Here is a 12454-nt window from a genome sequence, read left to right on the forward strand (position 1 = left end):
CACGCCCCCAGACCCCGTACCGCGCTGAACGCGCTCGTCCCCGAACGCCGGACGGGCTGAATTCTCAGCCCGGCCAGCCCCAGGAGCACCCGCATGTTCTCCAGCCCCTTCCTGCTCGCCTTCCCCTTCCTCCTCCTGATCTGCTTCCTGCTGTACTGGGCGGGGGCCCGGAACGCCTATCTGCGCCGCCCCGCCGTCGAGGACGGCGACCCGGCCTCCCACGAGTGGCACTTCTTCGTGCCCTGCCGGGACGAGGAGGCGGTCGTGGGCACCACCGTCGAGCGGCTGCGCACCGACCACCCCGGCGCCCACGTCTGGGTGATCGACGACGACAGCGAGGACCGCACCGGCGCGATCGTGGCCGGGCTCGCCGAGACCGACCGGCGCGTGCACCTCGTCAGCCGCCGCCGGCCCGAGGCCCGGCAGGGCAAGGGCGCGGCCCTGAACGCCGCGTACGACGAGCTGAACCAGTTCCTGTCCGAGGACACCGACCGCGAGAAGGTCGTCGTGTGCGTCATCGACGCCGACGGTCAGCTGGACCCGCGGGCCCTGGCCCGCGTCAGCGGCCCCGCCGGCTTCGGCGACCCGGAGACCGGCGGTGTCCAGGTCAGCGTGCACATGCGCAACGCCGAGGACCCGCGCCCGCTGGCCGACCGCGGCCGGATCCGCAACGCCTTCGCCCGCCTCCTGGTCCGGATGCAGGACATGGAGTTCTCCGTCTCCAACGCCGGCATGCAGCTGCTGCGCGGCCGCACCGGCTCCGTCGGCCTCGGCGGCAACGGCCAGTTCACCCGGCTCGCCGCCCTGGACCGCATCGCGGCCGCCGAGCGCCGCCCCTGGCAGCGCGGCGCGCTCCTGGAGGACTACGAGCTCGGGCTGCACATGATCCTCAACGGTGACCGGATAGCCCACATCGCCGACACCTGGGTCTCCCAGGAGGGTCTGCCGCACGGCCGCCGCTTCCTCACCCAGCGCACCCGCTGGGCCCAGGGCAACCTCCAGTGCGTCCGCTACGCGCCGCGCATCGTCTCCTCCCGCCACTACGGCGGCAAGGGCGTCCTGGAGACGCTGTACACCTTCCTCCAGCCCGTCGCCCACCTGGTGACCCTCGCGCTGTGCGCCGTGATGTTCGCCGTGCTCGGCCTGACCGTGGCCGAGGAGGGCTTCGGCGAGGCGTTCGGCGGCATGCTGGCGCTGTGGCCGCTGGTGCTCGTCCTGGCCGTCGTCTCCGTCCTGCCGTTCGTCCTGTGGGGCCCGGTCTACCGCCGGGACCGCGCGCCCGGCAGCTCGCTGCTGGTCTCCCTGCTGTGGGGCCTGGCCCTGTGGGTGTACGCGTACCACCTCTTCCCGGCGTCCGCGCGCGGCTTCGTCCGGATGCTGCGGGGCCGCAACGGCTGGGCCAAGACCCGCCGCAACGCCGAGGTCGTCACCTCCGGCCCGGTGGCCGTCGAAAGCTGACCCGCCGGCCTTCTGCGGCCGCCCGCGCACAAACCATGAAGTGCGTCACAGAAGTGCCCCACGGGGCAACCTCCGCTCCCGTTCCGCCATCTGACCCCCGGTGACTCATGTCCCGGAGCGGTTCCGGGTGGCGGAACGGGAGTGTTGTGCGGGTACCGGAAATCAGCACGCGGATGCACCTGCTGCTGCTCACGGCGTGGACCGTGCTGTGGTTCGCGGTCGTGGAGCCCAGCGGCGGCTTCTCGTGGCACTACCTGCGGACCGGCGGCGAGCTGATCTACCAGGGCGGGAACGGCGACGGGACCGGCGGGCTCAACCTCTACGCCCATCACCCCGAGCTCCAGATGGGGCCCATCAGCTTCCTGGTCGCGGGGCTGTTCAACCCCTTCTCGGAACACATGGGCCAGTTCCTCGCGGCGGCCTTCATGTCCGCCCTGGGCCTGGTCATCGTGGTCCTCGCGGGCCGCAGCGCCGCCATCCACTTCCTGGGCACCGGCACCAACCACCAGCGGCTGCGGCAGCGCGTCCTCATCGCCGGGCTGGCCTTCATCCCCATGTGGATCGAGGTCTCGGTGCGCTTCGGGCACCTGGACGACGTGCTCGCGCTGTTCTTCACCGCGCTGGCCGTCTGGTTCCTGACCCGCTGCAACCCGGCCGCCGTGGGCATCTGCCTGGCCCTGGCCATGGACTCCAAGCCGACCGCGCTGGCCTTCGTACCGCTGATCCTCGCCCTCCCCCGGGACCGCTGGATGCGGGCGGTCCTCTGGTGCGCGGCGCTGCTGGCCGTCGCCTGGCTGCCGTTCTTCGTGGCGGCCCCGGACTCCTTCGCCGCGGCGAAGTTCACCATCCCCAACAACCCGGCCTCCGCGCTGCGCTGGCTCGGCGGCAACACCCCCGTCACCCCCGACTGGGCCCGCCCCGCGCAGGCCGCGCTCGGCCTCGCGCTCGGCGCGATCGCCGTGTGGCGCGGCCGCTGGGCCGGGGTGGTGCTGCTGGGCGCGAACGCCCGCATCCTCCTCGACCCCAGCGTCTACACCTACTACACCGCCTCCGTGCTGCTCGGCACCCTGCTGTGGGACGTGTGCGGGCAGCGCCGCCTGGTGCCGTGGTGGAGCTGGATCGCGCTGATCGTGCTCTACGGCAGCGTCTTCGCCGTCCCCGACGAGTCGGTCAAGGGCCTGATCCGGCTGTGCTTCGTGGCGGTGTCGACGGCGTACGTGCTGTTCTGGCCGCAGCACCGCCGCGGTCGGCGCGGGCCGCTGCCGGAGGAGGGCGACGCCCTGGTGGAGGGCCCGTGGGGGCCGATGTGGGATCCGAACCGGTCGAGGCCGTGGGCGGCGCGTTAGACACTCCGCCGGAAGCGCGACGGAGTGCCGCGCCCCGTCAGGGGCGCGGGGAACTGCGCGACAAGCCCCCACCGGCCCGCAGGGACAGGGCCGGTCGAGACCTGCAAACGGCCCCCGTACCCATGGGTACGGGGGCCGTTTCAGAACCCGGCGGCGCCGACTCAGCCCTGCGGCAGAGCCGCCAGCTGCGCACTGATCCGCTCGATGTCCGCGTCGGCCGTCTCCAGCCGCTTGCGGATCTTCTCCACGGCGGCCTCGGCGGCCTTGGCGAGGAACGCCTCGTTGCCGAGCTTGGCCGTGGACTGCGCCTTGTCCTTCTCGGCCGCGGCCAGTGCCTTGGTCAGGCGCTTGCGCTCGGCCTCCACGTCGATCGTGCCGGAGAGGTCGAGGGCGACGGTGGCCCCGGCGACGGGGAGCGAGGCGGTGGCGGCGAAGCCCTCGCCGGCCGGCTGGAGGCGCAGCAGCGAACGGATCGCGTCCTCGTGGGCCGCGACCGCCGTGCCGGTCAGGTCCAGCCGGGCCGGGACCTTCTGGCCCGGCTGCAGGCCCTGGTCGGAGCGGAAGCGGCGGACCTCGGTGACGACCTGCTGGACCGTCGCGATCTCCTGCTCGGCGGCCGCGTCACGGAAGCCGCTGTCCTTCGGCCAGTCGGCGATGACGACGGACTCCTTGCCGGTGAGCGTGGTCCACAGCGTCTCGGTGACGAAGGGCACGACCGGGTGCAGGAGCTTGAGGGTGACGTCGAGGACCTCGCCCAGGACGCGGGCCGAGACCTCGGCCTCGGCGCCGCCCTTCTGGAAGGTGGTCTTGGACAGCTCGACGTACCAGTCGAAGACCTCGTCCCACGCGAAGTGGAACAGCGCGTCCGAGAGCTTCGCGAACTGGTAGTCGTCGTAGAGCGCGTCCACCTCGGCGACGACGGCGTTGAGGCGCGACATGATCCAGCGGTCGGTGGCCGACATCTGCTCGACCGGCGGCAGCTCGCCCTCGACCGTCGCGCCGTTCATCAGCGCGAAGCGCGTGGCGTTCCAGATCTTGTTGGCGAAGTTGCGCGAGCCCTGGACCCAGTCCTCACCGATCGGCACGTCGACACCGGGGTTGGCGCCGCGGGCGAGGGTGAAGCGGACGGCGTCGGAGCCGTACTTGTCCATCCAGTCCAGCGGGTTGACCGCGTTGCCGAAGGACTTCGACATCTTCTTGCCGAACTGGTCGCGGACCATGCCGTGCAGGGCGATGGTGTGGAACGGCGGGGTGCCGTCCATCGCGTACAGGCCGAACATCATCATCCGGACGACCCAGAAGAAGAGGATGTCGTAGCCGGTGACGAGGACGGAGTTCGGGTAGAACTTCTCGACGCTCTCGGTCTTCTCCGGCCAGCCGAGGGTGGAGAACGGCCACAGGCCGGAGGAGAACCAGGTGTCCAGGACGTCGGTCTCCTGGTGCCAGCCCGCGCCGCTCGGCGGCTGCTCGTCCGGGCCGACGCAGACCATCTCGCCGTCCGGGCCGTACCAGACCGGGATGCGGTGGCCCCACCACAGCTGGCGCGAGATGCACCAGTCGTGGAGGTTGTCGACCCAGTCGAAGTAGCGCTTCTCCATCTCCTGCGGGTGAATCTTGACCTTGCCGTCGCGAACGGCGTCGGCGGCGGCCTTCGCCAGCGGGGCGGTCTTCACCCACCACTGCATGGACTGACGCGGCTCCAGCGTCGTCTTGCAGCGCGAGCAGTGGCCGACGGAGTGGGTGTACGGGCGCTTCTCGGCGACGATCCGGCCCTCGGCGCGCAGGGCGCCGACGATCGCGGAACGGGCCTCGAAGCGGTCCAGGCCCTGGAAGGGGCCGTGGACGGTGATGACGCCGTGCTCGTCGAGCACGGTGAGGCTCGGCAGGTCGTGCCGGCGGCCGATCTCGAAGTCGTTCGGGTCGTGGGCCGGGGTCACCTTGACGGCGCCGGTGCCGAACTCGGGGTCGACGTGGGTGTCGGCGACGACCGGGATCGAGCGGTCCGTGAGCGGCAGCTTGATCTGCTTGCCGATCAGGTGGGCGTAGCGCTCGTCGTCCGGGTGGACGGCCACGGCGGTGTCACCGAGCATCGTCTCGGCGCGGGTGGTGGCCACGACGAGGGTTTCCTCGCCCTCGCCGTAGGTGATGGAGACGAGCTCGCCGTCGTCGTCCTGGTACTCCACCTCGATGTCGGAGATGGCGGTCAGGCAGCGCGGGCACCAGTTGATGATGCGCTCGGCGCGGTAGATCAGCTCGTCGTCGTAGAGCTTCTTGAAGATCGTCTGGACGGACTTGGACAGGCCCTCGTCCATGGTGAAGCGCTCGCGCGACCAGGCGACGCCGTCACCCAGGCGACGCATCTGGCCGGAGATCTGGCCACCGGACTCGGCCTTCCACTGCCAGACGCGCTCGATGAACGCCTCCCGGCCGAGGTCGTGACGGGACTTGCCCTCCTTGGCCAGCTCGCGCTCGACCACGTTCTGCGTGGCGATGCCCGCGTGGTCCATGCCGGGCTGCCACAGGACCTCGAAGCCCTGCATGCGCTTGCGGCGCGTGAGGGCGTCGATCAGCGTGTGCTCGAAGGCGTGGCCCAGGTGGAGGGAGCCCGTGACGTTCGGCGGCGGGATGACGATGGTGTACGGCTCTTTGTCGCTCTTCGCGTCGGCCTCGAAGTAGCCCCGCTCTACCCAGCGCTCGTACAGCGGCCCCTCTACATCGGCCGGCGCGTACTGGGTCGGCAGTTCGGGGTTGCTGTCGTTCGGCCCGCTGTCGGGGCGCTGAGTGTTCTCGGTCACGGGAGAAGTCTACGGGGGCGTGCGCGGGGGTTACGAATCCATTCGGGGCGGCGTGCGGGGGGTGCGGACGGGGCGTGCGGGCCGTGGGGTGCGGGCCTTGCCGATCAACTGTTCCGAAACCGTTGCCGCCTCGTGGTAAAGCCCCCGTAAGAGATCAGGAAGGATGATCGGACTGTCACGAGACTCCTGCCACTCCCCCCACGGACGCGAAGAGAGACACCCCGCGATGAGCTACCACCAGCCGGGCCCCTACGGCCAGCAGCCGCCACAGCAGCCGGGCCCGTACGGCCAGGGCGGCGCCCCCGGCCAGCCCGGCTACGGCTACCCGCAGCAGGCCCCGCCGCCCCCGCCGCCGTACGTGGGCGGCGGCCCGCAGGCTCCTTACGGCGCCCCCCAGCAGCCGGGCCCGTACCAGCAGGCGCCCTACGGCCAGCAGCCCGGGATGCCGGGCCAGTACCCGCCGCCGGTGCCGCCGCAGGGCGGGGGCAAGGGGAAGGCGATCGGGATCACGATCGGCGCGCTGGTGGTCGTGGGCGCGCTCGTGGGCGGTGCCGTGTGGTTCATGGGCGGGAGTGACGGGGAGGTGGCGCCGTACACGATGGTGATGCCGGACAAGTTGCTGGACGGCCAGTTCACCAAGGGTGGAAGCGCGGGCGCCCCCGGCGGCCAGGACTCCGAAAGCCTCACCAATGACAAGGATGCCAAGGAGATGGGCATCAACAACGGCACCGGCGTCAAGGGGGCCTACACCAATGCCCAGAAGCAGGCGCTCATGGTCGTGGGCGCCTACGGCGAGCTCCCCGACCCCGAGAAGTCGGTCGACGCGATGATCGCGAAGATGGACGAGGGCGAGAAGAAGAACCAGGCCGTCGTGAAGGGTGCCCAGGTCGAGACGGTCACCGCCTGGACCGCCTTCTCGCCGGGCAACTTCGACGGCGCGGTCATGAAGTGCGAGACGAAGAAGTCCAACTACTCCGTCGGCGCCATCTCCAGCAGCGCCGAGGTCAGCGTCTGCATCTGGGGCGACTCCAGCGCCGTGGGCGTCGTCCGGCACCAGGTCGCGAAGACCACTTCTCCTTACGGAGGCAGCTCCGCTGCCACCGGCAGCGTGATGTCCGCCAAGGACCTCGCCGAGGCCACCGCCAAGATCCGCAACGAAGTCCGCAAGAACAAGTAGCCCCCCAAGTAGCCCCCCTCCCCACACGTAACAGCACAGCGCGCCGAGCCCCGAGGAACCCCCACATGAACGACAACCAGCCGGGGCAGGTCCAGCCGCCCTCCGCCGCGTCCGCCGCCACCGCCCCGCGAAGCGGCGGCGGAGGCAGGGGGAAGGGCAAGGGCAAGGCCATCGGCATCGGGGCCGGCGCGCTCGTCGTGGCGGGCGCCCTCGTGGCAGGGGGCGTCCTCCTCTTCGGGGGCGGGGACGACAGCGAGGACGCGGGCTCGTACACGCTCGTGATGCCGGACACGCTCGTGGACGGCGCGTTCAAGAAGGACTCCTCGGGCGGCGACGCCAAGCCGGAGGAGCCGAGCGACTCGGACGTCGAGGAGATGAAGACGTTCGGCATCGAGAACGCGGACGGCGCCGACGGCTCGTACACCAACGCCGAGAAGCAGAGCCTCCGCGTCGTGGGCGTGCACGGGGACATCCCGGACCCCGTGAAGAGCGTGAACGACCTGCTCGCCAAGACCCAGAAGCAGGAGAAGGACGAGCAGAAGGTCCCGGGGGCGAAGACGGAGACGACCCCGTACCAGGACTACCACCCGGCCGGCTTCAAGGGCGCGGTGCTGAAGTGCACCGCCTCGAAGACCACGTACACCTTCGACGGCGGGGCCCCCATGGGCAACGCCCTGGAGACCAGCACCTGCGTGTGGGGCGACAAGGGCGTCCTCGGCATGGTCACGGTCGACAACATGCAGGGCGTCGCGGAGGGCAAGACCAAGGGGCTGTCCGCGAAGGAGCTGTCCGAGGTCACGGCCAAGGTCCGCACCGAGATACGCAAGAAGAAGTAGCACGAACCTGAGGGGGACCCCCACATGAGCCACCACCAGCCGGGACCGTTCGGTGCGCCGCAGCCGCCGCAGCAGCCGCCGTCGTCGAACCCGTACGGACAGCCGGCCCAGCCCGGCCCCGGCCAGGGGTACCCCCCGCAGCCGCCGTACGGGGCGCCGCAGCCGAACCCGTACGGCGGCGGTTCGCCGCAGCAGCCGCCGAACCCGTACGGGCAGCCTTACGGAGGTCCGGGCGCGCCCGGGCAGTACCCGCCGCCGATACCCCCGCAGGGCGGCGGCAAGGGCAAGACGATCGGCATCGCGGCCGGCGCGGTCGTGCTCGTCGCGGCGATCGTGGCGGGCGTCGTCCTCGTAGCCGGGGGCGGCAAGAGCGACGGCAAGGACGACAAGGCCGACGGCGGGAACTCGGCGAGCCCCTCGGCCGGCACCTCCTCCGCCCCGCCCGCTCCGGCGAAGAAGTACAAGCTCGTCGCGCCCGACGTGGTCGTGGGCGACTACAAGAAGGACACCGCGAAGTCCACGGGCGGGTTCGACTCCAAGGACCTGAGCAACCTCAGGCTGCTGGGCGTCGTCAATCCGCAGAACGTCACGGGCTCCTACAAGTCCGGTGGCGCGGAGAAGACCTCTCAGAAGCTGCTCCGGTTCACCGGTGCCTGGGGCGACGACGTCCGGGACCCGGAGGCGGTCGTGGACGGCCTGTTCAAGGACATCCGGAACAGCGCCTCCAAGGACACCGACAAGGACTCGAAGACCGAGTTCGAAGGCAGCCCGCAGCGGATGTCCACCGCGGGGCTGGGCGACGCGGTGCTGAAGTGCCAGATGAGCAAGTGGTCGACGCCCGGTTCGCCCGGTTCCAAGGAGCTGCGGATGCCGCTGTGCATCTGGGCCGACAAGACCACGGTCGGCACGGTATTCGCCCTGGACGCGTCCCTGATCGTGCAGGGCCTGGACCTGGACCTGGAAGAGGCCGCCAAGCGGACGGTGCGGCTGCGGCAGGACGTACGCGTGGAGACGACGGAGGAAGCCGGGACGCGGGCGAGCTGACCGGACTCGGGAAGTCCGGAGTACCGGACGCCGCGGAAAGCCGCCCCTGAAGGGCTCATCGACGCCATCATGAAATGCCACGGCAGGTAGACGATGACGAGCGGGAGTTTCACGATGCCGGTCCGATGCCCGCGTGGAGATCGCGAAGTGACGCGCTGAACAGGGCCGCGCTCGTCACATCGGTGGCGGGGGCCGCGGGGGCCGTGACCGCGGCGCTGCTCCTGCTGGGCGGCGGGGGCGACGAGGACGGTGCCCCCGCCACCCGGCTCGTCACCCCGCCGGCCGTCGCGGACGGCGCGTACCGGCTGGTGGCGGACACCGCGGCCCTGGAGAAGGAGGGCATCGCCGTCCAGCCCGGCATGCCGGAGGGCACGGTGTCCGTGCTGGCCCGCTACGCGCGCGCGGACGACCCGAAGGCCACCCTGTCGCTGTCCGGGGCGTACGGCGGCGTGGGCGAGCCGAAGGCCGTCCTGGACGGCATGCTGAAGGGCTTCGAGGAGGGCCCGGGCTCCCCCGCCGTGGTCTCGGCCCGCCACGTCCTCACCCCGGACGGCCCGGAGGGCCCGGCCCTCACCTGCGAGGTCGTCCGCCTCGACGGCCGCACGTACGCCCCGGCCTGCGCCTGGGCGGAGAAGTCGGACGCCGCGCTGCTGATCGGCTTCGACCCGCGGAAGACCTCGGCGGCCGGGGTGGACGAGACGGCCTTCGCGAAGGTCACGGCCAGGGTCTACCGGGACGTCCGCGGAACGGGCTGACCGTGCCCGGGACGGTTGCGCCTCCGGACGGGGCCGGTGTGGACTGCGCCTATGACTGCCCCCCGTGTGCTGTACCTGATCGCGTGCGCCGCCTCGCCCACGCAGCATGTCCGTACCGGCGTCGAGAAGGCCCAGGCCGCCGGGTGGGAGGTGTGCCTGGTCGTGACGCCCTCCGCCCTGCGGTGGATCGAGCGGGACATGCCAGAGCTGGAACGGCTCACCGGGCATGTGGTGCGCAGCGCGCACAAGCTGCCGGGCGAGCCGGACGTGCTGCCGCCGGCGGACGCCATGGTCGTCGCGCCCGCGACGTTCAACACGATCAACAAGTGGGCGGCGGGCATCAGCGACGCCCTCGCGCTCAGCCTCGTCAACGAGGCGGTCGGGCTGCGACTGCCACTCGTCGCGCTGCCGCACCTGAGCGCCGCCCAGGCGGCCCACCCGGCCTTCGGCCGCAGCGTGGCGCTCCTGCGGGAGTACGGGGTGAAGGTGCTGCTCGGGGAGGACAGGGGCGGCCTCACCGCGCCCGGGGCCGACCCGGCCGCCTTCCCCTGGGACACGGCCCTGGAGGCCCTTCCCTCGGTCTTCTAGGGCCGACGCCCCGGACTGCCGCGCGGCCACATCGCAGAGGGCGCCCGGCACTCGCCCGGGCGCCCTCTTCCAAGCTAACGCTCAGCTCTCGTCCTCGAAGAGTTCGTCGGCCGTGGAGACGGTGAGAGCGCGGTCCATCCAGCGCTCCAGGGTGTGCAGGTCGGTGCAGCTCGTGATGCGCTCCCGGGTCTCAGCGGGCACGAGGATTCCGCGCTTCTCCAGTACACGCAGCACCATCTGCGCGGATCCCTTGGCCTCGCCCTCCAGGAGCGTCTCCTCGATGAGGGTGCCACGGCCGGGGAAGTAGGTACGGATCATCAGGTTCCTCCAGGTCTTCCTCGCCGGGGATTCCCCCAGGCCGATCTCCAGCAGTTCCGAGTAGTACGCCACAGACTCTTTGTCAGCCGTTCCCAGGGCACGCGCCAGCGCATCCAGTATGGCCGGAGCATCCTGGCTCCGGCCATGTGTCATGGCGGAGAAGGTCGCCATGGCCAGGTCCTGGGCAGCCTCCTCCGGGTCGATGATCGGCGGAACGTTGCCGGGCCCCAGAACCAGTGGGTGCACAGACAGCGCCGTCCAGCCGTCGGGGCCGAGATCGAACGGCCCGGCCGCCCAATCCGCGGTCGCCTTGTCCTGGCAGACCACCAGCAGCAACGCCGGGCAGTCGTACTTGGCCTTCAGATACGCCAGGTAGTACGCCCAGCTGACCGCCTTGTCCCCGTCGCGGCGCCCCTGCGCCTCAATGGCCAGGAGAAGACCACCACTCCCATCAGGCGGCTCGATGCGCAGCACGCTGTCCACGCGCCGCTCCAGCGGTCTGATCTCCGTGGCGTCCGCCGAGAGCACTTCGACGACCGCATTCCGCGGTAACGGCACGCCCAGAATCCGGAACACCGGCTCGAGCAGCTCGGGGCGTTCCTGGAAGATCCGGTGCGATGCCTCGTGGTTCGCTGTAACCATGATCGGACCATAGAAGTGCCGTGGGAGCCACGTCCGGCAATCCGCGCCCGACCACCCGTTCGAGCATCGAGTCGTTCGCCAGTTCTACCGACATCAAGCAAGAGAAAGGGCGCCCGGCATAACGCCGGGCGCCCCCTCACCTACGCACAAGCGGCAAGCGCTTACGCGCTCTTCTCGTGCCGCTCGTCCTTCGGGACGATGCGCGGCACCAGCGTCGGGTTGACGTTGGAGTGGACGACGTCCGCGGTGATGACCACGCGGGCCACGTCCTTGCGGGACGGGACCTCGTACATCACCGACATCAGGACCTCTTCCATGATCGCGCGCAGGCCGCGCGCGCCCGTGCCGCGGAGGATCGCCTGGTCGGCGATGGCCTCCAGCGCCGGGCGGTCGAACTCCAGCTCGACACCGTCGAGTTCGAAAAGCCTTTGGTACTGCTTCACCAGGGCGTTGCGCGGCTCGACCAGGATCTGGAGGAGGGCCTCGCGGTCCAGGTTGTGGACGGAGGTGATGACCGGGAGGCGGCCGATGAACTCGGGGATCATGCCGAACTTCACCAGGTCCTCGGGCATGACCTCCTGGAACTGGTCGCTCGCCTCGATCTCCCGCTTGGAGCGGATCGTGGCGCCGAAGCCGATGCCCTTGGCACCCGCGCGGGACTCGATGATCTTCTCCAGGCCGGAGAAGGCGCCGCCCACGATGAACAGGACGTTCGTCGTGTCGATCTGGATGAATTCCTGGTGCGGGTGCTTGCGGCCGCCCTGGGGCGGGACCGAGGCCGTGGTGCCTTCGAGGATCTTCAGCAGGGCCTGCTGGACGCCCTCGCCGGAGACGTCCCGTGTGATCGACGGATTTTCGCTCTTACGGGCGACCTTGTCGATCTCGTCGATGTAGATGATGCCGGTCTCGGCCTTCTTGACGTCGTAGTCAGCGGCCTGGATCAGCTTCAGCAGGATGTTCTCGACGTCCTCGCCCACATAGCCGGCCTCCGTGAGGGCCGTGGCGTCGGCGATGGCGAAGGGCACGTTCAGCATCCGGGCCAGGGTCTGGGCCAGCAGCGTCTTGCCGGAGCCCGTGGGACCCAGCAGCAGGATGTTGGACTTCGCCAGCTCGATGCCGTCGTCGCGGTGACCGCCGTTCTCACCGGCCTGGACGCGCTTGTAGTGGTTGTAGACGGCCACGGAGAGGGCCTTCTTGGCCGCTTCCTGGCCGACGACGTAGCCCTCGAGGAACTCGTAGATCTCGCGGGGCTTGGGAAGCTCCTCCCAGCGCACCTCCGAGGTCTCCGCGAGCTCTTCCTCGATGATCTCGTTGCAGAGGTCGATGCACTCGTCGCAGATGTACACACCAGGACCCGCGATGAGCTTCTTCACCTGCTTCTGGCTCTTGCCGCAGAACGAGCACTTGAGCAGGTCGCCGCCGTCACCGATGCGTGCCACGAGGTGCTTCCCCTTCGCCTGGGATCCGCCTTGCTCTGCGAACCCGGGTGCTTGCC

At 70.4% G+C, this 12454-nt stretch carries 10 protein-coding genes; 7 read left to right on the forward strand and 3 right to left on the reverse strand.

Annotation, left to right across the window (positions count from 1 at the left end; translation table 11 throughout):
* Positions 1-93: 93 nt before the first annotated feature.
* Together AF335_RS03030 and AF335_RS03035 are read left to right on the forward strand one after the other, a co-directional pair.
* Entirely contained in the window at positions 94-1458 is a 1365-nt protein-coding gene (locus tag AF335_RS03030; protein WP_102916653.1) for an XrtP-associated glycosyltransferase, read from the forward strand.
* A gap of 173 nt (positions 1459-1631) precedes the next feature.
* Positions 1632-2804: a hypothetical protein gene (locus AF335_RS03035; protein WP_102916654.1), complete on the forward strand. Its 1173-nt coding sequence runs from the start codon at positions 1632-1634 to the stop codon at positions 2802-2804.
* 161 nt (positions 2805-2965) lie between these two features.
* On the opposite strand, the gene AF335_RS03040 is transcribed toward AF335_RS03035, so the two are convergent.
* The gene (locus tag AF335_RS03040) at positions 2966-5599 is read right to left on the reverse strand and encodes a valine--tRNA ligase (RefSeq protein ID WP_102916655.1); all 2634 of its coding nucleotides are present in this window, start codon (positions 5597-5599) and stop codon (positions 2966-2968) included.
* A gap of 226 nt (positions 5600-5825) precedes the next feature.
* Between AF335_RS03040 and AF335_RS03045 the strand changes: the two genes are divergently transcribed.
* From AF335_RS03045 to AF335_RS03065, 5 genes are all read left to right on the forward strand, one after another.
* Positions 5826-6776, forward strand: coding sequence for a hypothetical protein (locus AF335_RS03045; protein ID WP_102916656.1), 951 nt, complete (start codon positions 5826-5828; stop codon positions 6774-6776).
* A 65-nt stretch (positions 6777-6841) separates the two neighbouring features.
* The gene (locus AF335_RS03050; protein ID WP_102916657.1) at positions 6842-7612 is read left to right on the forward strand and encodes a hypothetical protein; all 771 of its coding nucleotides are present in this window, start codon (positions 6842-6844) and stop codon (positions 7610-7612) included.
* Positions 7613-7636: 24 nt separating this feature from the next.
* A complete protein-coding gene (locus AF335_RS03055) occupies positions 7637-8656 on the forward strand; it encodes a hypothetical protein (RefSeq protein WP_102916658.1) in 1020 nt (339 codons plus the stop codon).
* A 125-nt stretch (positions 8657-8781) separates the two neighbouring features.
* Entirely contained in the window at positions 8782-9411 is a 630-nt protein-coding gene (locus tag AF335_RS03060; protein ID WP_146045411.1) for a hypothetical protein, read from the forward strand.
* 51 nt (positions 9412-9462) lie between these two features.
* Positions 9463-9999, forward strand: coding sequence for a flavoprotein (locus AF335_RS03065; RefSeq protein ID WP_102916660.1), 537 nt, complete (start codon positions 9463-9465; stop codon positions 9997-9999).
* 81 nt (positions 10000-10080) lie between these two features.
* On the opposite strand, the gene AF335_RS03070 is transcribed toward AF335_RS03065, so the two are convergent.
* Both AF335_RS03070 and clpX read right to left on the reverse strand, forming a co-directional pair.
* Positions 10081-10959 carry a hypothetical protein gene (locus tag AF335_RS03070; RefSeq protein ID WP_102916661.1) on the reverse strand — a complete coding sequence of 293 codons (879 nt, stop codon included), beginning with the start codon at positions 10957-10959 and terminating at the stop codon, positions 10081-10083.
* 161 nt (positions 10960-11120) lie between these two features.
* Positions 11121-12398 (reverse strand): ATP-dependent Clp protease ATP-binding subunit ClpX, encoded by a 1278-nt coding sequence (clpX, locus tag AF335_RS03075; RefSeq protein ID WP_087928123.1) that lies wholly within the window; start codon positions 12396-12398, stop codon positions 11121-11123.
* Between the last annotated feature and the right edge of the window lie 56 nt (positions 12399-12454).

The organism is Streptomyces eurocidicus (assembly GCF_002891295.1).
GTDB lineage: Bacteria > Actinomycetota > Actinomycetes > Streptomycetales > Streptomycetaceae > Streptomyces > Streptomyces eurocidicus.

Excerpts from the sequence above, each read along its gene's own strand:
- AF335_RS03055 (WP_102916658.1), top strand. The coding sequence starts at position 7,637 with ATGAGCCACCACCAGCCGGGACCGTTCGGTGCGCCGCAGCCGCCGCAG.
- AF335_RS03065 (WP_102916660.1), top strand. The coding sequence starts at position 9,463 with ATGACTGCCCCCCGTGTGCTGTACCTGATCGCGTGCGCCGCCTCGCCC.
- AF335_RS03035 (WP_102916654.1), top strand. The coding sequence starts at position 1,632 with ATGCACCTGCTGCTGCTCACGGCGTGGACCGTGCTGTGGTTCGCGGTC.
- AF335_RS03050 (WP_102916657.1), top strand. The coding sequence starts at position 6,842 with ATGAACGACAACCAGCCGGGGCAGGTCCAGCCGCCCTCCGCCGCGTCC.
- AF335_RS03045 (WP_102916656.1), top strand. The coding sequence starts at position 5,826 with ATGAGCTACCACCAGCCGGGCCCCTACGGCCAGCAGCCGCCACAGCAG.
- AF335_RS03070 (WP_102916661.1), bottom strand. The coding sequence starts at position 10,959 with ATGGTTACAGCGAACCACGAGGCATCGCACCGGATCTTCCAGGAACGC.
- AF335_RS03030 (WP_102916653.1), top strand. The coding sequence starts at position 94 with ATGTTCTCCAGCCCCTTCCTGCTCGCCTTCCCCTTCCTCCTCCTGATC.
- AF335_RS03060 (WP_146045411.1), top strand. The coding sequence starts at position 8,782 with ATGCCCGCGTGGAGATCGCGAAGTGACGCGCTGAACAGGGCCGCGCTC.